The organism is Streptococcus sp. HN38 (assembly GCF_028335765.1).
GTDB lineage: Bacteria > Bacillota > Bacilli > Lactobacillales > Streptococcaceae > Streptococcus > Streptococcus suis_P.
Window position 1 is genome coordinate 1,669,000 of the sequence record NZ_CP116604.1, and the last position, 20,691, is coordinate 1,689,690.

The window sequence follows — 20,691 nt, forward strand, 5'->3', positions numbered from 1 at the left end:
TGTGTCCTCTTTCTAATCTTCTATAATGAAACGCTCGGCAACTGTATCGCCAAGAAACAATCCTTTTTTGGTCATCCGAAGCCAACGGTCTTCTTCTTGTAAAAGACCTTCATTTTTCAAGTCTCTGACCACCTGACCGTAGCGGTCTTCAAAGGAAATGCCAAACTTTTCCTCGAATCGCTCAATAGACACGCCAGTTTTTTTCCGTAGCCCTAAAAACATCTCTTCTTCCATCTGCTCAGTCTGGCTGAGGAATTCTTCGTGTAAGCGAGAATGGCCATTTTCGCGGATGGACTTGAGGTAGTGCTGGATGGGGCCGCGGTTGCGGTAGCGCATGCCGTCGATGTAGCCAGATGCTCCAGCTCCCAAGCCGTAATACTCGGAGTTGTCCCAGTACATGAGATTGTGGCGACTTTCAAAACCAGGTTTGGTGAAGTTAGAGATTTCGTAGTGTTCGAAGCCGTTTTTCTCCAACTCCTGAAGAATGTAGTCGAACATATCGGACTCTACATCTTCGTTGGGCAGGTGGAGGTTGCCACGGCGTTGGCGGTTCATGAAGACCGTGTGGTTCTCCAAAATCAAGCTATAGAGGCTCATGTGGGGAATATCCAGCTCCAAGGCCTTTGCGACATTATCGACCACCTGCTCCATGGTCTGACCAGGAAGGGCATAAATCAAGTCAATAGAAATGTTGTGGAAGCCCGCTTCCTTTAGGGTAGTAATAGTTTCATAAATCTGGGCCTGATTGTGGCTGCGACCGATTTTTTTCAACATACGGTCATCAAAGGTTTGAACACCCAGCGACACCCGATTGCACTTGGATTTTTTTAGAACCGCAATCTTATCCGCCGTCAAGTCACCTGGATTGGCCTCAATAGTGAATTCTTCCACCTGTGACAAGTCCAGCAAGTCCTCCAGATTGGTCAGGAGATAATCTAGCTGGTCTGCCGAGAGAGCCGACGGTGTTCCACCTCCGATATAGAGTGTGCGGAGGGCTGGCAGGTCGTAAAACTTGACCTCTTCCATGAGGGCAGCCAAATACTCGTCAACAGGCTGGTTCTTGATAAAGACCTTGGAAAAATCACAGTAGTAACAAATCTGGGTACAAAATGGAATATGGATATAGGCAGATGTCGGTCGTTTTTTCATACCAACTATTATAGCACACTATTAGACTTTTTATGTTTTTAGCAAAACAACAAAAGGACCTAAAGTCTAATGACCTTAGATCCTTTTTATTTTGAACTGTACAGATGGATGACTTACCAAGAGATATCCATCTGTGCTCAACTTTTCGAGAAAAGCTAGTTTCTTATCAAAAAGATTTCGATGAATGACTTATTTTAAGCTTCTTCTTCGTCTTTTTTTCTCTTTGCTGCGAAAAGTGCTAATCCCATTCCAAGAACTGCTAATCCAAGTGAAGTTGCTGAAGTTGCTTTTTCACCTGTATTTGGCAATTGCTTAGCTTTCTTAGTTGACTTGTTGGCATTTGAAGTAGAAGTAACTGATTTCACTTTCACTCCTGCTGCAGGATTATTTGCATCTACTGCTTCAACTTCTGCCGAATTCAAGTCTGAAACATTTCCAGCCATATCTTTAGAGTAAGCTGTCACAACTGTTCCTGGCTTGATAGCAGAACCTGGAATGATAACTTGACCAGTAACAGGATCTACAATCACAGCTTTAGCAGTTGTTGTCCATTTACCATCTGCACCCTTAGTAACAACAACAAGTTGTGCCTTACCATTGTTATCTACGTAGGTAACAACAAATTCAACAGCCTCTTTAGTTGGAGCAACTACAATATTACCTTTAGCATCGTCTGTAATCGCAGGAGCAGTTGTATCTGCCTGTTTCACAATCTCTGCTGGCAATATCAAGTCAATAGAACCATCTGGGTACTTGATTGACACAGAAGCATCTTTAGAAACGATGATTTCAGTTCCTTCTGGGAATGTATTGTTCTCTTCAAGGAGAGCCTTGATGCGAGCAATTTCTTCTTCAGTCAAGTTGTTTGGATCAAGTACTGGTGTTACTGTTACAACTGGTTTGATAAGAGCTGAAAGTGGAAGTTTGATTTCACCCAATGCATGATGAGTTCCAGCACCATTGATTGAAATAATTGCTTCTTCAACAGCTTTATCGATTTCAGCCTTAGCTGCTGCTTTCTCTTCTGGTGTCAAGTTTGGATTTGCATCGATGGCTGCTTTCGCTTTATCTGCTTCTTCCATAAGCTTGTTCTTAGCACCTTGCTTAGCTGCATCAAGAACATTTTCTGCAATAGCAGCGTTGCCCTTATCTTTAGCAGCTTGAACTTCAACTGAAGATGTTGAACCGTCAATTGCTTTATTTGCCGCTGCTGCTGATGCATCTACTGCATCTTTAGCTGCTTGTTTCTCTGCATCTGACAAGTTTGGATTTGCATCGATAGCTTTCTTAGCATCTCCTACTGCCGCTTTAAGTTCTTCTTTAGCGACTGCTTTCTCACCTGCAAGAGTTGCTGTTTCAACTTCTTCTGCTGATGTTGCTGCATCGATGGCTTCTTCTGCCTTAGCTACTTCTGCATCTACGGCATCTTTAGCTGCTTGTTTCTCAGCGTCTGTCAAGCTGTCGTTGGCGTCGATGGCTTTCTTAGCATCTTCTGCTGCGGCTTTGACTTCTTCCTTAGCAACTGCTTTCTCACCTGCAAGAGTTGCTGTCTCAACTTCGTCTGCTTTAGTTGCTGCGTCGATTGCGTCATTAGCTTTCGCTACTTCTGCATCTACTGCTGCCTTAGCGGCTGCTTTCTCTTCTGGTGTCAAGTTGTCGTTAGCATCGATAGCTGCTTTCGCATCTTCTGCTGCCGCTTTAAGTTCTTCTTTAGCGACTGCTTTCTCACCTGCAAGAGTTGCTGCGCCAACTTCATCAGCTTTGGTTGCTGCGTCGATGGCGTCGTTAGCTTTCGCTACTTCTGCATCTACTGCATCTTTAGCTGCTTGTTTCTCAGCGTCTGTCAAGTTGTCGTTTGCGTCGATGGCTTTCTTAGCATCGTCGGCTGCGGCTTTGACTTCTTCTTTAGCGACTGCTTTCTCACCTACAAGAGTTGCTGTCTCAACTTCGTCTGCTTTAGTTGCTGCATCAATTGCGTCGTTAGCCTTAGCTACTTCTGCATCTACTGCTTCTTTAGCTACTGCTTTCTCGTCTGGTGTCAAGTTGTCGTTGGCATCGATAGCTTTCTTAGCATCGTCTGCTGCTGCCTTAAGTTCTTCTTTAGCGACTGCTTTCTCACCTGCAAGAGTTGCTGCGTCAACTTCGTCAGCTGATGTTGCTGCATCGATTGCTTCGTTAGCTTTCGCTACTTCTGCATCTACTGCATCTTTAGCGGCTGCTTTCTCAGCATCTGTCAAGTTGTCGTTTGCGTCGATTGCTTTCTTAGCATCGTCGGCTGCTGCCTTAAGTTCTTCTTTAGCGACTGCTTTCTCACCTGCAAGAGTTGCGGCATTTACTTCGTCTGCTTTAGTTGCTGCATCGATTGCGTCGTTAGCTTTCGCTACTTCTGCATCTACAGCATCTTTAGCGGCTTGTTTCTCAGCGTCTGTCAAGTTGTCGTTGGCATCGATGGCTGCTTTCGCATCGTCTGCTGCTGCCTTAAGTTCTTCTTTAGCGACTGCTTTCTCACCTGCAAGAGTTGCTGTCTCAACTTCGTCTGCTTTAGTTGCTGCGTCGATTGCGTCATTAGCTTTCGCTACTTCTGCATCTACTGCTGCCTTAGCGGCTGCTTTCTCTTCTGGTGTCAAGTTGTCGTTAGCATCGATAGCTGCTTTCGCATCTACTGCTGCCGCTTTAAGTTCTTCTTTAGCGACTGCTTTCTCACCTACAAGAGTTGCTGTCTCAACTTCGTCTGCTTTAGTTGCTGCATCAATTGCTTCGTTAGCTTTCGCTACTTCTGCATCTACGGCTTTCGTAGCTGCTGCTTTCTCTTCTGGTGTCAAGTTGTCGTTGGCGTCGTTAGCTTTCTTAGCATCTTCTGCTGCCGCTTTAAGTTCTTCTTTAGCGACTGCTTTCTCACCTGCAAGAGTTGCTGTCTCAACTTCGTCAGCCTTGGTTGCTGCGTCGATGGCGTCGTTAGCTTTCGCTACTTCTGCATCTACGGCATCTTTAGCCGCTTGTTTCTCAGCATCTGTCAAGTTGTCGTTGGCATCGATAGCTTTCTTAGCATCTTCTGCTGCTGCTTTGAGTTCTTCCTTAGCGACTGCTTTCTCACCTGCAAGAGTTGCTGCATCTACTTCGTCTGCTTTAGTTGCTGCGTCGATGGCTTTTTCTGCCTTAGCAACTTCTGCATCTACGGCATCTTTAGCTGCTGCTTTCTCGTCTGGTGTCAAGTTGTCGTTAGCGTCGATAGCTTTCTTAGCATCGTCAGCTGCCGCTTTAAGTTCTTCCTTAGCGACTGCTTTTTCACCTACAAGAGTAGCTGCATCAACTGCATCTGCCTTGGTTGCTGCATCGATGGCGTCGTTAGCTTTCGCTACTTCATCATCTACAGCTTTCTTAGCGGCTGCTTTCTCGTCTGGTGTCAAGTTGTCGTTAGCGTCGATCGCTGCTTTCGCATCGTCAGCTGCCGCTTTAAGTTCTTCCTTAGCGACTGCTTTCTCACCTGCAAGAGTTGCTGTATCAACTTCGTCTGCTTTAGTTGCTGCATCGATAGCTTCGTTAGCTTTCGCTACTTCAGTATCTACTGCTGCCTTAGCGGCTGCTTTCTCTTCTGGTGTCAAGTTGTCGTTGGCGTCGATAGCTTTCTTAGCATCGTCGGCTGCAGCTTTAAGTTCTTCCTTAGCGACTGCTTTCTCACCTGCAAGAGTTGCTGTATCAACTTCGTCTGCTTTAGTTGCTGCATCGATAGCTTCGTTAGCTTTCGCTACTTCAGTATCTACTGCTGCCTTAGCGGCTGCTTTCTCTTCTGGTGTCAAGTTGTCGTTTGCATCAATAGCTGCTTTCGCATCGTCAGCTGCGGCTTCAAGTTCTTCCTTAGCGAATGCTTTTTCACCTACAAGCGTTGCATTGTCGATAGCATCTGCTGTAGTTGCTTTATCGATTGCTTTTTCAGCCTTGCTCAATTCAACGTAAACATCTGCTTTCGCTGCTGCTTTCTCAGCGTCTGTCAAGTTTGCATTTTCATCGATAGCTCGCAATGCATCTTCTGCAGCGGCTTTGACTTCTTCTTTAGCGACTGCTTTTTCACCTACAAGAGTTGCTGCGTCGATGGCTTCTGCTGTCTTAGCATTGTCAATCTCAAGGTTTGTCGCTGCAACTTCTGCATCAATCGCTAATTTAAGAGCAGTCTTCTCAGACTCAGGCAAGTTTGCATTTTCGTCGATGGCTTTCTTAGCATCATCCGCTGCCGCTTTAAGCTCTTCTTTAGCGACTGCTTTCTCACCTACAAGAGTGGCTGCATCGACTGCATCGGCTTTGGTTGCTGCGTCGATGGCTTCGTTAGCTTTTGCTACTTCATTATCTACAGCTTTCTTAGCGGCTGCTTTCTCGTCGTCTGTCAAGTTTGCATTTTCGTCGATGGCTTTCTTAGCATCGTCGGCTGCAGCTTTGACTTCTTCTTTAGCGACTGCTTTTTCACCTACAAGAGTTGCTGCGTCGATTTCTTCTGCTGTCTTAGCATTGTCAATCTCAAGGTTTGTTGCTGCAACTTCTGCATCAATCGCTAATTTAAGAGCAGTCTTCTCAGACTCAGGCAAGTTTGCGTTTGCGTCGATGGCTTTCTTAGCATCTTCTGCTGCCGCTTTGACTTCTTCTTTAGCGACTGCTTTTTCACCTACAAGAGTTGCGGCATCTACTTCGTCAGCTTTGGTTGCTGCGTCGATGGCTTTTTCTGCCTTAGCAACTTCATCATCTACGGCTTTCTTAGCTGCTGCTTTTTCTTCTGGTGTCAAGTTTGCGTTTTCGTCGATAGCTTTCTTAGCATCTTCTGCTGCTGCCTTGACTTCTTCTTTAGCGACTGCTTTTTCACCTACGAGTGTAGCTGCGTCTACTGCATCCGCGGTTGCTGCCTTGTCGATAGCTTCGTTAGCTTTCGCTACTTCAGTATCTACAGCTGCCTTAGCGGCTGCTTTCTCGTCGTCTGTCAAGTTGCTGTTAGCATCGATAGCTTTCTTAGCATCTTCTGCGGCTGCCTTGATTTCTTCTTTAGCGACTGCTTTCTCACCTACAAGAGTTGCTGCATCAACTTCATCAGCTGTTTTCGCTGCTACAACGGCTTCCTTAGCTTTTGCCAATTCAGCATCGACTGCATCCTTAGCAGCTTGCTTCTGGTCGTCTGTCAAGTGAGTGTTGGCATCGATGGCTTTCTTAGCATCGTCGGCTGCTGCTTCAAGTTCTGCAGTAGCGAATGCTTTTTCACCTACAAGCGTTGCGTTGTCGATAGCATCTGCTGTGGTTGCTTTATCGATTGCTTTTTCAGCCTTGCTCAATTCAACGTAGACATCTGCTTTCGCTTTTGCTTTCTCATCGTCTGTCAAGTTAGCATTTTCATCGATAGCTTGCAATGCATCTTCTGCAGCGGCTTTGACTTCTGCCTTAGCAATTGATTTTTCTGTTGCAAGAGTTGCTGCGTCGATTTCTTCTGCTGTCTTAGCATTGTCAATCTCAAGGTTTGTTGCTGCAACTTCTGCATCAATCGCTAATTTAAGAGCGTTCTTATCAGATGCAGGCAAGTTTGCGTTTTCGTCGATGGCTTTCTTAGCGTCATCGGCTGCTGCCTTGATTTCTGCTTTAGCATTTGCTTTTTCAGCGTCAAGTGTCGCTGTGTCAACATCTGCTGCTGTTTTCGCGTTTTCGATGTTTTCAAGAGTGGTATCTCTTGCTTCCTCAATGGCTGCAATTGCTTCTTCTTTGGCAGTATCTGACAAGTTGTCGTTGGCCTTGATACCCGCGATTGCATCAGCTGCGTCAGCTTTTACTTCTTCTTTAGCAACATCTTGAGTAGCATCGAAGGTCTTGCTTTGAATGTCAGCTGCTGTTGTTGCATCTGCAATAGCTTTTTCAGCTGTTTCAGCTGCTTTGGTAACAGTTGCTTTGTATTCATCTTTTTCAGCATCTGTCAAGTTGGTATTTGCTTCAATACCTTTCACAGCATCAGCTGTAGCTGCGGCTACTTCTTGCTTAGCGATGTCTTTTTGAGCAAGAACTGTTTCAGCGTCAACAGTATCTGCATCCGTTGCAGCGTCAATCTTAGTTTCTGTATCTTTCAACGCTTCATCGATTGCATCTGTGTAGACTTTCTTCTCAGCATCTGTCAGGTTTGCATTTTGTTCAATAGCTGCTTTTGCATCGTCAGCTGCTGCTGTTGCTTCAACTTTAGCAAGGGATTTCAAACCATCAAGTGCACCTTTGGCAACTTCATCAGCCGTTGATGCTGTCTTAATAGCATCTTCTGCTGCTTGGCGAGCTTTCTTCAAGTCGTCAAGGGCTTTTGTTTTAGCTGCTGTTGACAAGTTGTCTGCTGCTTCAATCGCTTTCACTGCGTCGTCGTAAGCTGCTTTAATCTCGATGTTTGCAAGGTCTTTTACAGCTGCATCTTCTAAGGTTTGAGCTGCTTCTGGAGTCGTTGCTTTTTCGATGTTTGCTACTGCTTCCGCTTCCTTAGCCTGAGCTGCAAGTTTCGCTGCATCTTTTTCGTCTTGTGACAAGTTTGAGTTAGCATCGATTGCTGCTTCTACAGTTGCCAAGTCTTTGGCAATCTTGTTCTTAGCGTCTAGTTTAGCTGCGTCAAGAACATCTTCTGCGATAGCTGCCGTACCAGCTTCTTCAGCTGTTTGAGCGGCTTCTGGAGTTGTTGCTACATCGATTGCTTTGTTAGCGTCTTCTGCTGCTTTAGCTACTTCTGCCTTAGCGTCTGCAATTTCTTTTTCTGACAAGTTTGGATTTGATTCGATAGCTGCATTAGCTGCTTCTACATCTTTGGCAATCTTGTTCTTCGCATCTTGTTTAGCTGCGTCAAGAACATCTTCTGCGACTGCTTTCTCACCTGCAAGAGTTGCTGCATCTACTTCATCAGCTTTGGTTGCTGCGTCGATGGCTTTTTCTGCTTTCGCTACTTCTGCATCTACGGCATCTTTAGCTGCTTGTTTCTCAGCGTCTGTCAAGTTGTCGTTTGCATCGATAGCTTTCTTAGCATCTTCTGCTGCCGCTTTAAGTTCTTCCTTAGCGGCTGCTTTCTTAGGACTTGTGCTTGTGTCGATTCCAGCAATGGCTGTTTTGCCAGCTTCAAGTGCTGTATCTACACCTGCATTATCTGTCGCTGCATCAATTGCTTTATCTGCATCCTCTTTGGCTTTATTCAATTCTGCTTGTTTTGCGTCTTTTTCTTCAGCTGTCAAACCTGAATTGGTAATCGCATCTTTCTTAGCATTGTAGGCATCTTCAAGAGTTTGCTTAGCAACTGCTTTCTTAGGACTTGTAGTTGTATTGATTGCGTCAATCTCTGATTTGCCATCCTCAAGAGCCTTAGTTAAGTCTTCAGTAGTAGTAGCATTATCAATTGCATTATTAGCTCGGTCTTTTGCTTCTTGAACTTCCGTCAGTTTGGCTGTTTTCTCCTCATCAGTAAGGGCAGAAGCATTGATTTCAGCAACCTTCTCTTTTGATGCTTTATCAATTTCCGCTTTCGCAAGATTTCTTGCAGGCTCTTTATCTTCATTGATGAGGTCTGATGCTGGAACTGTTACGACAGTACCGTCATTATAGGTTACTTTTGCTTCACCTGTATCAGATACGGTAATGCTTTGAATGAGGTTAGCGCTTGTTGGATTTGCATTGGAAATCGCTTGTTTTAAACTATCCTTTTCAGTTTCTGTTAGTTTATTGGCATCAAAGACAGTGGTCTTATCTGTTGGATGTGCAAGGTAGAGTGCATTGTAAACTTCAGTTGATGTAATAGTACCTGATGTTGGTAAAACTTTACCATCTGCTGTTTGCCAACGAACAAAGGTGTGATTTGCCAATACACCGTTTACAACCTTTTTCGTGAACAAGCTATTATCATAACCAATATTCTGATAGTATACTGCCACAGATTTTGATTGATTAGTTGTCCCTTTTAGTGTAGCCCCCTGACCAGCATCAAAGGTAACAAACAACCATTTATCCTGCTCATCTGCACCGTATTGTTTTAAATAAGCATCAATGGTACTATGAACATCTTCAACTTCATAGACTACATTTGGCCACAATTGTGTATTTCTAACAACTTGGTCCTTCATTTTGTCATATACAAACGCAACACTTGCGCTATAGTTGGTATGAGAACCCCAACCAACAACTATGTCACCTGAATTTGTATTGACAGTAGGCCATTGCCAAGCAGGGTCACTTAGAAGTGTTGCCCATGTTACATCATTTTTGACAAAAATTCTTACCGAATTACCACTTTGATTTCCTAATGTTAAGCCCTTATCCCACGGTGACTTATTAAATGTCACAGTTACATACCCTTCCGGAGCAGTTTCGCTTGTAGAACTTGGAAATTTAATAACTGCTGTGTATGTAGACTCAATAGTCGCTTTACCATTTTTAAGAGCCCCTTCAACAGCCGAATCTGTTGTTGCATCATCAACTGCTTTTATAGCATTTTCCTTAGCTCTACTCAAATCAGCTTGTTTAATAGCTTTTTCGTCAGCTGTAAGTACAGAATTTTCAATTTCTGCTTTCTCAGCATTGTAGGCTTCTTCAAGAGCTTCCTTAGCTTTTGTTTTTATAGTACTAGTTGTGCTAACTGCTTCAATCGCTGCTGTCCCATCCGAAATAGCCTTAGTTAAGTCTTCAGTAGTAGTAGCTTTATCAATTGCAATATCAGCTCGATCTTTTGCATCTTGAACGTCCGCTAACTTAGCTGCTTTCTCCTCATTAGTAAGAGCTGAGTCATTGATGGCATCACTCTTTTCCGTTGCCTCTTTTTCAATTTCTGCTTTGGCATTGCTTCTAGCAGTAGCCTTGTCTTCGTTGGTGAGAGTTGTGGATGGAACGGTAACTACTTTATCATCAAATGTTACAGTAGCTTCACCTGTATCGGATATCTCAATCGCTTTGATGACTTGCGGAACCCCTGTACTTAAATCAGGGTTTGCATCATATATCTTTTGCTTGACCTGTTCTTTCTCGGAAGTTGTTAAATTTGTACGATCAAATACAGCTACCTTTTCTTCTGGATGTTTTAACCATACCGCAGAAAATTCAGTTGTTTCAATTTGTCCCGAAGTAGGTATTCCTTCTCCTGTAGCTGTTTGCCAACGAACAAAAGTATAACCATCTCTGGATGCTTTATTGGATGCAGCATCAATTTTTGAAGTTACTAGCGGATCACCCCATTGTACATGCTCATGAGCCACATAAAAAGCTTTTTTCGCTTTGCCGTCAATTGTGCCACCATTAGCATTCAATGTAATTCCGTGGAATTGAGGAATATGGAATGGAGCATACCCCGAATTCATGTATTCTTCAAATGTTTTTCCGTCTGAAACATCACCAACAATGTAATCCACAATGGCAATGATCTTCCATGTGTCTACAATAGCAGTGTTATCGAGAGTATTGAAATCAATGTAATGTACTTTTTCGGCAACACTTCTACCATAACCTAAAATAAAATCGCCACTGTTCACTACTTTATATTCAGGAATTCTATCCTTTAATTCTCCCCATGTAGTTCCAGTCTTAACCCAAAAAACAACTTTTTTAGAGGCTCCGTTTGTAATTTCACCAGGATTTCCATAAAAAACCAAATCCGATAATCTAGGTGAAGGGTAAAACTCTACGCTCTGGTAACCAGCAGGTTTTGTTTGGTTAGCTTGAGTCGGAAATTTGATAATCGGTTCATCTACAGTTGGGTTAGTCGTACCATCTCCTTGTGTTCCAGTATTTGCTGAACGTGAGGTTCCTACTGGTTGGCTACTTGCTGAACCTGTATCATCTGCAGGCAGGACATTCGCAGTTGAGTTTGTTGTATTACCAGTCTGAACTCCTGAGCTATTGTTCCCTTGATTATCCGATTGCTGTTGCGTTGTTGAAGTTGTGCCATCGGATGTTCCAGTACCATTTCCAGGTACAATTTGCCCGTTTGAAGCTCCATCCCCATTGACTCCTGTTTCAGCGCCTACAATCGTTCCTGTACCAAGAACCAAGGTCGTACCTAACAGAACACTTGCAGCACCAATATGATATTTACGGATAGAGAAACGCTGACGCATTCCATACCAATCAAATGATTTCTTTTTCGAACGATTCATATCGTCACTCCTTTTGAATAAATATTACCAGAGAAAAAAGAAGCGTTCAAAAAATCAGTTTTCCCTAGTTTCAAGTCACCAAGACTCTGAGTTAATTATACCTCACCCCCCCCCCCGATTTTCAAGTATTTTAGTACATTCTTTGTACCGCACGTTGTAAAGTCAAGTGCAACAAGTTCATTGATGACTAGAGTTCCAGAATTCAAGAAGAAAGTATCTATTTCGACATCACGATAAAAGAAAAATTTCATGAACTCCTTTATCTGCTTTTTAAACATCGCTATGTAAACAGACACTATACTGATGATACCTACCAAAAAATGCCAAAACTCAAGGAATTGTTCCGATTATCATTCACAAATTAATTGCAACTCACTTTAGAGATTAGTAATTTTAATACTCATTTAAAATCAAAATTAGCTATCTACTAATCAAATTGTATATAGAGAATTTCAATTTTGAAGTTGTCGAAAAGAGAATGGCTAGTCAAAATCTATGATTTCCAATCTGAGCTTAGATATTGAAATTTTACACATAGAAATTGACCTTAGTATTCTATTTTTGATTTTTATTGAGTATTAGATATGTCCTGTTTTTAATTCACTCGACTATCCAATCCACGGATTTTCATAATATTTTTTCTTTTATCCTTTCAAACGTTGATTTCATGCAGTTTCTAGCACCTTGTATTTAGTTGATTTTGTAATTTGTTCACCTTTTTGTTCACCCTAAAGACTATTCATGGCTTTTTCGTAATATAAAACCGCTTCTTTTTCCTTGTCTTTGGATAGGTGACCATATGTATCTAAAGTCATAGCGATATTGGAATGACCGATCCTATATTGTAATTCCTTATAAGTGATACCAGCGTTCAACAGTAAACTAGCGTGGGTATGGCGGAATGCGTGACAAGTAAAACGAGGAATACCCAAAGCCTTACACCGACAATTTATAACTTCTTGTAGTGAAACCCGTGGGAGGTATTCCCTTAAAGTTGTCGCAAAGACAACACCAGGAGCACACGCGCCAACCTCAAGAAACATCAAGCGTTGACGATTTTGATATTGTTTCAGCAAGAGAACTGTTTTTTTGTCTATGCTGATAATACGGGTACCCGCCTTTGTCTTTGTTGTCCCGATAATGTGTAGTTCCATGCTATAGGTTTTACTGATTGATATTGTACCAGCTTCTAGGTCAATATCAGACAATTCAAGGGCAGACAATTCACCAATACGACAACCAGTGGCAAGTAATAACTTAAAAATAACATATTGGTAATACTTGGTAAAGTTCCTACTTGCTAATTGTTCAGCATAATCGAGAAACTGTTTTAAGTGTTCAGGTTCGATAAACCTGACCGCCTGACGACCCGAAGCACGCAAGAAGATAGATTACTGAATGCTATCGCAGTAAGTCAGGAAGTGGATGAAATAGAGCGAGCTATCTCAAACTTGGATAAGTTACACAGTGACATACTTACAGAGAAGTATATCAAGCGTCAGAAAACAGGTTTGGTACTCTATGAAAGTTTTTACATGGGAAAGTCTATGTTTTACGAAGCATTACAAACAGCTTTGTTAGACTTTGCTTGTATATTTAAGAATGGGGAACTATTGCAGTATAAAGACGGACAGGGCTAATATTCGCAAAATACCCCCAATTTTTTAATCGGGGGTGGGTTTGTTCGTGATTCCACAACGCCGGCCCTTTCCGTGCACAATTTTCCCTTTTTGAAGTTTTTAAGATAAAAGAATTTGACAAATGCGCATAATGTGTATATAATAAATAATGTAAGGAGGTAGAGCGCTATGCCACTTACTGGAAAAGAAATGGCAAAACTTGCAGAGGCTAACGGGTGGAAAGAAATCCGAGTTAATGGAAGTCACCACCATTTCAAAAAAGAAGGATTTTCAAAAATAGTCACAATCCCAGTTCATGGAAACAAGGACTTGGGCAAAGGGCTAGAAAAGAAAATCCTGAGAGATTTGGGGCTACTTTGAAATGCCCCTCCTTTTTCGCTTTTGGAGGTAGAAACATGTTAAAATCTTACCCAGCTATTTTTCATAAAGATGAACAAGGTTATTGGGTGGAGTTCCCAGAGTTTAGTGGTGGTACTCAAGGGGATAACCTTGAGGAAGCTATGTACAATGCCCGTGATTTTTTAGAAAGCTCTATTGCCCTTTATATTGATGAGGGGATGGAGTTACCAAAAGTAAGCGATATAAAGGAGTTAAGCGCTCCTGATGGCTTTGTTTCAATGATACAAGCTGATCCAACACCGTATATTAAGAATAATAAAGCAATTAGAAAGAATGTGACAGTGCCTGAATGGTTAACAAAATTGGCAGACCGTGAGGGTTTGAACTATTCGGAAATTTTAACAACGGCTTTAGAAACACGATTACAAGTGTAAACATGATATAATACACTTACCAGCGATCAAAAAAAGCGCATCAATTCGATACGCTAGTTACTTGCCTGCTAAACTCATAAAATTTTTGAGGTTATCGCCCTTTGATAACCTTTTTTTCATTGTAAAATTTGTTCACCTTTTTGTTCACCCTGAGGGGGAACATAAGGAAATATAAAGAGATACGATTTTTTAAAAAACCAGTAAAATCACAAGTTTGGGAGTTATAACACTCTCAAACGTTAGTCAAATTTCAATTCCACAACAACTCATACTTTCAAAGTCAGAACACAAAAAATGACCCCGCAAGGTCATTTTTAGTTTCTATTTCGCTTCCAAATGCCAGATGTCTTCGTTGTACTGCTGGATAGTACGGTCTGATGAGAAGAATCCTGCTTTGGCAATGTTGACGATAACCTTATCCAACCAGCTGTCGCGGTCTTCGTAGTCTGCCAACATTCTTTCCTTGGTTGCAATGTAGTCTTCCAAGTCCAGCAAGGTCATGAAGTGGTCATTGTGCTTGAGGTTATCCTGTAAGCGCCATAGACGTTCATCGATACCACCAGCATGACGAATGGTGTCAGAAGTGATGAAATCAATCAATGGACGGATGGCTTCACGTTCGTAGAAGGCATATGGATGGTAAGTTCCATTTGCATAGTGGTCGATAACAGTCTGGCTATCTTGACCGAAGATGTAGATATTTTCATCGCCGACCAATTCATGAATTTCCACGTTGGCACCGTCATCTGTACCAATAGTCAAGGCGCCGTTGAGCATGAATTTCATGTTACCAGTACCAGAAGCTTCTTTAGATGCAAGAGAAATTTGCTCAGAAATGTCTGCCGCTGGAATGATGAAGCTGGCTTCCGTTACGTTGTAGTTTTCAATCATAACTAACTGCAAATGTGGTGCCACTTCTGGGTCATTTTTGATAACCTGTGACAAGACCAAAATCAGATGAATGATGTCTTGTGCTGTAGTGTAAGCTGGTGCCGCTTTTCCACCAAAGAAGACAGTCAATGGACGAGTCGGGATATTACCTGCCTTGATATCCAAATACTTATGGATAACATAGAGGACATTCATCTGTTGACGCTTGTACTCGTGCATTCGCTTGATTTGCACGTCAAAGATGGACTCTGGATTAACTTCAACACCTTGAGTTTTAGCAATATGACGTTGTAATTTACGCTTGTTGTGTTGCTTGTTTTTATCCAACCAAGATTTCAGTTCCTTATCATTCTTGTATTCTAAAAGTTTTTCCAACTCGCTAGCATCGTGATGATAGCCATGTCCAAGTAGGCCATCTAGGTAACTTGCCAAACTTGGGTTGGCATGCATGAGCCAGCGACGGAAGGTAATCCCATTTGTCTTATTATTGAATTTTTCAGGATATAGCTCATAGAAGGCTTTCAACTCTGAAGTTTTCAAGATCTCTGTATGAAGTGCCGCCACCCCATTTATAGAATAACCATAATGAATATCCATGTGGGCCATGTGAACACGGCCATGTTCATCGATGATATTGACAGCAGGATCATCCTTCACTTCTTTGGCACGACGATCCAGCTCTTCAATAAATGGCACCAAGTGAGGTACTACACGATTCAAGAAGTCAAGCGGCCATTTTTCCAGCGCCTCTGACAAGATGGTATGGTTGGTATAAGCAGTCATTTTCTTAACAATTTCAACTGCCTCATCAAATGAAATGCCACGAAGTTCCAAAAGACGAATCAATTCTGGAATAACAAGTGATGGGTGAGTATCGTTGATTTGAACAACAGCATAATCAGGCAGGTCATGTAAGTTTGACCCCTTAGCAACTGCTTCGTCAATCAATAGTTGCGCAGCGTTAGACACCATAAAATACTGCTGGAAGATACGCAGAACTTTACCTTCATCGGTCGAATCATCTGGATAAAGGAAGAGGGTTAAGTTACGGAAAATGTCTTCTTTGTCAAACTCGATACCATCGTAGATGATATTATCATCAACTGAACCAAGGTCAAACAAACGCAAGCGGTTCTTCCGTTCCATTTTATAACCAGGTACATCGATGTCATACAACTTAGATGTCAAGGTAAAGTTAGCAAATGGCACTTGGTAAGAAATCGGTGACTCTGTTAACCATGAACGTGGCGTAATCCACTCGTTTGGCACTGCTGACTGCTGATGATATTCAAACAACTGGCGGAAAAGACCAAAGTGATAATTCAAGCCGACCCCATCACCGTTAAGACCTAGACTAGCAATTGAATCAAGGAAGCAGGCAGCCAAGCGCCCCAAACCTCCATTACCAAGAGACGGTTCAAGCTCCATGTCTTCAATAGCAATCAAATCCTTACCTGCAGCAGCTAACTGGCTCTTCACCTCGTCATAGACACCTAAGTTAATCAGGTTGTTGGACAAGAGCTTACCAATCAAGAACTCTGCTGAAATATAGTAGACCTTTTTCTTTTGGTCATTTGTATACTTAGCTTCACTCTGCTGTTTTGTAAAAGCAAGTAAGGCGTAATAGAGTTCTTGGTCTGTACAATCCTCAATACGTTTAGCATACATAGATTGAACAAAATTTTGTAAATTTATCATAAGGTTTCTCCTGTATATTAATGTAATCATTCAGAAAGATTTCACTCTTTATTTGTAACCGTTTTCTTAATTATACCCTATTTATAAAAAAAAGACAAGCTATTATACAAAATTGCATAAATAGTTTGCCTATTTTTTTATTCTGCAATCAGAGTTTCCAAACCAACTTTCATCATATCTGTGAAGGTGTTTTGACGCTCTTCTGCTGTGGTATCTTCTTCTGGATTGACCAAACTATCAGAAATAGTCATAATGGCAAGCGTTTCTACGCCGAATTTAGCACCCAAGTAGTAGAGGGCTGCTGCTTCCATTTCGACTGCCTTGACACCTAGTTGACCTAATTCTAAGTTGCGACTAAACAATTTTGGAGAATAGAAACTATCTGATGATAAAACATTGCCAACATGCGTTGTCATGTTGAGTTCTTTGGCGATATGATAAGCCTTATCTAAAAGACCAAAATCAGCGATTTGTGGCAAATCGTACTCTGGCCAGTCAATATTGATCATACGAGAATTAGTTGCGGCTGCTTGCGCCAAAACCAATTCACGAACATGGACATCCTTGTTGAGCGAACCGGCAGTTCCTACACGGATTAGCTTTTTCACGCCATAGTCATTGATAAGCTCGTGGGCGTAGATAGAGATAGAAGGCATTCCCATACCTGTTCCCATGACAGAGACACGATGACCCTTGTAGGTACCTGTGTAGCCGAACATATTGCGAACTTCGTTGAAGCAAACTGCATTTTCAAGGAAGTTTTCAGCGATAAATTTAGCACGAAGCGGATCACCAGGAAGCAAAATCTTATCAGCGATTTCGCCTGGTTTTGCGGAAATATGGATAGACATGTAATGTACCTCTTTGTTCTATTTTCGAATGCTTATAACTCAGCCAAGATAGCTTTCACCAAGCCCTTGAAGTTGCCCTTGATTTGCTCGGTTACTTCTACAACTTCTTCGTGATTGAGTTCAGATTGGAAACCAGCCGCAAAGTTTGTGATAGCAGAGATACCCAAAACTTTCATACCTGAGTGAGCTGCCACGATAACTTCTGGTACTGTTGACATACCGACTGCGTGGGCACCCATAGTCTTGAAGGCCAAGATTTCAGCAGGTGTTTCATAGGTAGGGCCTGTCACACCGAGATAGACACCATCGTCCAACTTGATACCCAATTTTTCCGCAATGGCATGGGCTTTTTCACGGTATTCTTTTGTATAGGCATTTGACATATCTGGGAAACGTGGACCAAATTCTTCCAAGTTTTCGCCAATCAATGGATTTTGGCCAGTCATGTTGATGTGGTCTGTAATGGCCATGAGAGTACCTGGACCGTAACCGATACCACCTGCGGCATTAGTAACAATCACGCCTTCACAACCAAGAGCTTTCATGACACGGACTGGGAAAGTCACAACTTCCATCGGATTTCCTTCGTAGAAGTGGAATCGACCTTGAAGAGCCAAGACCTTACGTCCTGCCAAATCACCGTACACCAACTTACCAGCATGACCTACAACTGTTGACTTGCCCCAGTTTGGAATATCTGCATAGTCGATGACAATGGCATTTTCAACTTCTTGGGCCAATTCACCCAAGCCAGAACCCAAAATCAAACCGAATTCAGGTTTTACCAGACCTTTTTCTTCTAAGAACGTTTTTGTTTCATTGATTTTTGCAAGTAAACTCATATTTTCTCCTTTTATAAATAATCCGACCAGTCATATTCTGGCATTTTTTCTTTAATGATTTCAAGTGGACGACAGAGAAAGGCTGTCTGCTCTCGCTCGATAATGGGACGGTTGAGAAGAGCAGGCTCTTTAACTAAACGCTCAAAGATTTCTTCTTCTGACAAGGCTAGTCGTTCTTCTTCCTTCAATCGAGTAACTGCTGAAGGTTGACTGCCCATTTTTTTCAAAAGAGCTGTCAATTCTGCCTCTGTCAAAGGATTTTCTAAATAATTGACCCACTTGATATCTAAGTTTTGACTAGGTAATAAGACTTGTAATTTCTTACACTTACTACAGTCGGGATTGATATAGACCGTTAGCTTCTCCATTAAATTAGTTTCTCCAAGAAGCTTTCGCCAATCATTGCTGTGTCCACTCCGAAGTTTTCCGCAACGGTTGCTGAAATGTCCGCAAAATGGCCTACTGGCAAGACACCGCTACCTTTGAAAGCCTTGCTATATGCTAAGAGTGGCACATATTCGCGTGTGTGATCTGTTCCAGCATAGGATGGATCATTGCCGTGGTCTGCAGTAATCAAGAGCAGGTCATCTTCACGCATATTGTCAATAATCTCTGGGATACGGGCATCGAATTCCTGCAAGCAATCACGGTAGCCTTCGATATTGCGACGGTGACCATACACAGCATCAAAGTCAACTAAGTTTGTGAAGGAGAAACCTTCTTCGAAGTCTGATAACTTCAGAGTATCAATCAACACATCGACACCGTGCATGTTGGACTTGGTGTGACCCATATCATTTGTAATACCTGAACCATTGAAAATATCACTGATTTTACCAACTGAGTAGGTTGGTACACCCGCATCTGCCAGTTTGTTGAGTACTGTTGCTTCAAACGGTGATACTGCATAGTCGTGACGGTTGGCAGTTCGTGAGAAATTGCCTGGCTCACCAACGTAAGGACGGGCAATAATCCGACCAAGAAGAGCTGGGCGTTCAAGGGTAATGGAACGAGCGTATTCACAGATACGATACAACTCATCAAGTGGAATAATATCTTCGTGGGCTGCAATCTGAAGCACAGGGTCTGCGGAGGTATAGACGATTAACTCCCCAGTTTCCATTTGGCGAGGGCCAAAGTCATCAATGACAGCTGTACCTGAATACGGCTTGTTTGCTTCGCGGATGATTTTACGACCTGAGAATTCTTCGATTTTTGTCAAAATCTCTTCAGGGAAACCATCCCAGAATGTATCAAATGGCTCAGTAATATTGAGGCCCATGATTTCCCAGTGGCCTGTCATGGTGTCTTTTCCGAGCGACACTTCTTCCAGCTTGGTCACGTAGCCAGTTGGATGACTTTCAGCAGGAACTGTCGCAAGCGCTGTATCTCGAGGGATATTTCCAAGACCAATTTTTGCCATATTTGGCACTGCAAGCCCAGCTTTTTCAGAAATGTGGCCGAGTGTGTCAGATTCTGTATCTGCTACACCCGCATTGAAAAATTTATCTGAGTCTGGTGCTGCGCCGATTCCGACAGAGTCCATAACTACCAAGTGAACACGTTTAAATTTAGGCATAATTGTCTCCTTTATTTGAATAGTTAGATTCAACCAAAATCAACATCCAACCAAGTTGCTAGACTGGAAATTATCGTTACCACATCTAAACATTTTAATGGGGGCAATACTTATACAGTCAAAGCTCTCGGCATCAAACTTCCTAACTATCAAAACTAGATACTGTTACTCGCTTCACTGCCTGCTGTTCAGCTATCGCTTTTTCAGTACCTATCGTCTGACTGCTACGAGGTAAGGGGATAGATTTTTGAAGAGTCTAAACGTTCGTGTTTTCATTATACCATAAAAAAGCCTCTCATTGTACCAAAATGAGAAGCGTTTTCAATTTATTTCTTTTCGATGAGGTTCGGTCCTTCTGGTGTACCGACAATTACCTTGGAAATCAATCCAATAAAGAGACCGTGTTCTACAACACCGACGGTCCGATCCAATTCTTCCGCCAATGCATATGTATCTTCTATTCTGCGCAAATCAAGGTCAATGATAAAGTTCTGCATATCCGTGATATGTTTTTCTCCATTACGCATACGAAAACTTGGACGATACCCTTTTTTCTCAAAGAATCGATAAAGATTTTCCGCTCCGTACTGCACGACTTCCACCGGCAACTTGAAGGCACCTAGGGTATCTACCACCTTAGACTCATCGACAATCCAGATGCAGTCCTTACTATTGACTGCTACCACTTTCTCCATGAGAAGCGCTGCACCACCGCCTTTAATCCCATTAAAGTCCCCATCCACCTCATCTGCTCCATCCACCGTTAAGTCCACATATTCGACTTCGTCGATATTTTTTAGTGGAATCCCAAGGGACGCAGCATGTTCTGCCGTAGCATGAGAGGTCGTTACGCCTGTGATCTGTAGCCCTTCTTCTGCAACCCGGCGGCCAATCTCCTGCACGAAATAGTATGCCGTCGAACCAGTTCCCAGCCCAACAATCATCCCGTCCGTCACAAATTCCGCCGCCTTAATCCCAACCTGCTCTTTAAGATTTGTCATCTTTATCTCCTTTGAAGTCATTCATGAAACAATTATACCACAGCTAAGACAGCAGTTCAAAATAACAACTCAAACTTCAGACAGCAAAGACTACAATATGTGCATAGTGACTAATGCTGAAATTATTTTTCAATCATAAGACTTGG

At 42.4% G+C, this 20,691-nt stretch carries 11 protein-coding genes and 2 pseudogenes; 4 read left to right on the forward strand and 9 right to left on the reverse strand.

Annotated features, from left to right (window positions below):
* Nucleotides 1-12: 12 nt before the first annotated feature.
* Both hemW and PHA78_RS08085 read right to left on the reverse strand, forming a co-directional pair.
* Nucleotides 13-1,149 (reverse strand): radical SAM family heme chaperone HemW, encoded by a 1,137-nt coding sequence (gene hemW / locus PHA78_RS08080; protein WP_272157953.1) that lies wholly within the window; start codon nt 1,147-1,149, stop codon nt 13-15.
* Between the two features lie 194 nt (nt 1,150-1,343).
* Entirely contained in the window at nt 1,344-11,270 is a 9,927-nt protein-coding gene (locus PHA78_RS08085) for a DUF1542 domain-containing protein (protein WP_272157954.1), read from the reverse strand.
* A gap of 200 nt (nt 11,271-11,470) precedes the next feature.
* Here PHA78_RS08085 and PHA78_RS08090 point away from each other — a divergent pair.
* Nucleotides 11,471-11,611: pseudogene (locus PHA78_RS08090) on the forward strand (AraC family transcriptional regulator); the annotation flags it as partial.
* 387 nt (nt 11,612-11,998) lie between these two features.
* Here the strand turns inward: PHA78_RS08090 and PHA78_RS08095 are convergent.
* Nucleotides 11,999-12,634 (reverse strand): annotated as a pseudogene (locus tag PHA78_RS08095) (site-specific integrase); the annotation flags it as partial.
* 87 nt (nt 12,635-12,721) lie between these two features.
* Here PHA78_RS08095 and PHA78_RS08100 point away from each other — a divergent pair.
* The 3 genes from PHA78_RS08100 to PHA78_RS08110 all read left to right on the forward strand — a co-directional run bounded on the left by PHA78_RS08100 (nt 12,722) and on the right by PHA78_RS08110 (nt 13,683).
* On the forward strand, nt 12,722-12,910 hold the full coding sequence (locus tag PHA78_RS08100; RefSeq protein ID WP_238595224.1) for a hypothetical protein: 189 nt from the start codon (nt 12,722-12,724) through the stop codon (nt 12,908-12,910).
* Nucleotides 12,911-13,078: 168 nt separating this feature from the next.
* Nucleotides 13,079-13,270, forward strand: coding sequence for a type II toxin-antitoxin system HicA family toxin (locus tag PHA78_RS08105; RefSeq protein ID WP_024375895.1), 192 nt, complete (start codon nt 13,079-13,081; stop codon nt 13,268-13,270).
* Nucleotides 13,271-13,305: 35 nt separating this feature from the next.
* Nucleotides 13,306-13,683, forward strand: a complete 378-nt coding sequence (locus PHA78_RS08110; protein WP_024375896.1) for a type II toxin-antitoxin system HicB family antitoxin — start codon at nt 13,306-13,308, stop codon at nt 13,681-13,683.
* Nucleotides 13,684-14,004: 321 nt separating this feature from the next.
* Here the strand turns inward: PHA78_RS08110 and glgP are convergent, their stop codons facing one another.
* The 6 genes from glgP to rpiA form a co-directional block, all read right to left on the reverse strand.
* Nucleotides 14,005-16,272 (reverse strand): glycogen/starch/alpha-glucan family phosphorylase, encoded by a 2,268-nt coding sequence (gene glgP / locus PHA78_RS08115; RefSeq protein ID WP_272157956.1) that lies wholly within the window; start codon nt 16,270-16,272, stop codon nt 14,005-14,007.
* A 137-nt stretch (nt 16,273-16,409) separates the two neighbouring features.
* On the reverse strand, nt 16,410-17,123 hold the full coding sequence (gene deoD, locus PHA78_RS08120; protein WP_104930709.1) for a purine-nucleoside phosphorylase: 714 nt from the start codon (nt 17,121-17,123) through the stop codon (nt 16,410-16,412).
* 32 nt (nt 17,124-17,155) lie between these two features.
* On the reverse strand, nt 17,156-17,965 hold the full coding sequence (locus PHA78_RS08125) for a purine-nucleoside phosphorylase (protein WP_014638303.1): 810 nt from the start codon (nt 17,963-17,965) through the stop codon (nt 17,156-17,158).
* A gap of 11 nt (nt 17,966-17,976) precedes the next feature.
* Nucleotides 17,977-18,333, reverse strand: coding sequence for an ArsC/Spx/MgsR family protein (locus PHA78_RS08130; RefSeq protein ID WP_104930708.1), 357 nt, complete (start codon nt 18,331-18,333; stop codon nt 17,977-17,979).
* Nucleotides 18,333-19,544, reverse strand: a complete 1,212-nt coding sequence (locus tag PHA78_RS08135) for a phosphopentomutase (RefSeq protein WP_249548169.1) — start codon at nt 19,542-19,544, stop codon at nt 18,333-18,335. Before PHA78_RS08135 ends, PHA78_RS08130 begins: the two co-directional genes overlap by 1 nt.
* A gap of 326 nt (nt 19,545-19,870) precedes the next feature.
* Complete coding sequence (gene rpiA / locus PHA78_RS08140; RefSeq protein WP_029185448.1) at nt 19,871-20,545, reverse strand: ribose-5-phosphate isomerase RpiA; 675 nt, start codon at nt 20,543-20,545, stop codon at nt 19,871-19,873.
* Between the last annotated feature and the right edge of the window lie 146 nt (nt 20,546-20,691).

Excerpts from the sequence above, each read along its gene's own strand:
- hemW (WP_272157953.1), bottom strand. The coding sequence starts at position 1,149 with ATGAAAAAACGACCGACATCTGCCTATATCCATATTCCATTTTGTACC.
- PHA78_RS08085 (WP_272157954.1), bottom strand. The coding sequence starts at position 11,270 with ATGAATCGTTCGAAAAAGAAATCATTTGATTGGTATGGAATGCGTCAG.
- PHA78_RS08105 (WP_024375895.1), top strand. The coding sequence starts at position 13,079 with ATGCCACTTACTGGAAAAGAAATGGCAAAACTTGCAGAGGCTAACGGG.
- PHA78_RS08110 (WP_024375896.1), top strand. The coding sequence starts at position 13,306 with ATGTTAAAATCTTACCCAGCTATTTTTCATAAAGATGAACAAGGTTAT.
- glgP (WP_272157956.1), bottom strand. The coding sequence starts at position 16,272 with ATGATAAATTTACAAAATTTTGTTCAATCTATGTATGCTAAACGTATT.
- deoD (WP_104930709.1), bottom strand. The coding sequence starts at position 17,123 with ATGTCTATCCATATTTCCGCAAAACCAGGCGAAATCGCTGATAAGATT.
- PHA78_RS08125 (WP_014638303.1), bottom strand. The coding sequence starts at position 17,965 with ATGAGTTTACTTGCAAAAATCAATGAAACAAAAACGTTCTTAGAAGAA.
- PHA78_RS08130 (WP_104930708.1), bottom strand. The coding sequence starts at position 18,333 with ATGGAGAAGCTAACGGTCTATATCAATCCCGACTGTAGTAAGTGTAAG.
- PHA78_RS08135 (WP_249548169.1), bottom strand. The coding sequence starts at position 19,544 with ATGCCTAAATTTAAACGTGTTCACTTGGTAGTTATGGACTCTGTCGGA.
- rpiA (WP_029185448.1), bottom strand. The coding sequence starts at position 20,545 with ATGACAAATCTTAAAGAGCAGGTTGGGATTAAGGCGGCGGAATTTGTG.